This window comes from Micrococcus sp. HSID17227, assembly GCF_003989405.1.
Taxonomy (GTDB): Bacteria; Actinomycetota; Actinomycetes; order Actinomycetales; family Micrococcaceae; genus Micrococcus; species Micrococcus luteus.
Map to the genome: position 1 here is coordinate 1 of NZ_RBLN01000455.1, position 791 is coordinate 791.

The 791-nt window shown below is 76.6% G+C and carries 1 protein-coding gene; it reads right to left on the reverse strand.

All coding sequences use genetic code 11. The annotated features are described in order from the left end of the window. Positions 1-137: 137 nt before the first annotated feature. The gene (locus D8M29_RS12600) at positions 138-614 is read right to left on the reverse strand and encodes a MarR family winged helix-turn-helix transcriptional regulator (protein WP_127446045.1); all 477 of its coding nucleotides are present in this window, start codon (positions 612-614) and stop codon (positions 138-140) included. Positions 615-791 lie beyond the last annotated feature (177 nt).

Here is a 791-nt window from a genome sequence, read left to right on the forward strand (position 1 = left end):
GTCCCAGCCCCGGTACATGGACTCGATCTCGATCACCTCGACGCGCGCGAATGGTGCGATCCGGGCCGCGAGCGCGGCGGCGAGGACGGTCTTGCCCGACCCCGAGCGGCCGTCGAGGCCGATGAGCGCCGGTCGAGTCACGGGTCCTCCGGGGCGGGGTCCGTCAGTGCGGCGGTGGCCGCCTCGAGCACCCGCACCGCAGCCCGCAGCTCCGCGGCGGAGAATCCCTCGAGGGCGGCGCTCAGCCGCTGGGACATCGGTTCGAACGCGCGCTGTCCGTCGCGGCGGGCCGTGTCCGTGTGCTCCACCAGCACGCGCCGCCGGTCGCCCTCGTCCCGGCGGCGGCGGACGTGGCCCGCGGCGGCCAGGCGGTCCACGAGGGCGGTGGCCGAGGCCCGGGTGAGGTGCAGGGGGGCGCCGAGGTCCGTGGCCGTGACGGGCTCACCGGCCGCCGCGCGGGCCATCAGGAGCGCCAGGGCTCTGAGGTCCGTGCGGTGCAGGCCGACGCCGCGGCCGGCCTCGTCGACGGCGTGCTCCGCGCTCTCGCTGAAGACGCGCAGCGCGTGGACCACGGCGAGGTGCTCCGCGGGGGCGGAGGGGGGCTGCGTGGTCATGGCCGGGAGTCTAGCCAGCCTCCATGGTTGTTTGATCATCGAACCACCCCCTACGCTCGGAGGCATGCCCACCCCGCCTGACCTCTCCGGCTTCCGCACCCCCGCCGCGCCGGGGCGTCCCTCCCGGGGGCTGCGGCTGGGCCTGGCCGCGGCGCTGGCCGTGGTCTGGTTCGCCGT

Excerpts from the sequence above, each read along its gene's own strand:
- D8M29_RS12600 (WP_127446045.1), bottom strand. The coding sequence starts at position 614 with ATGACCACGCAGCCCCCCTCCGCCCCCGCGGAGCACCTCGCCGTGGTC.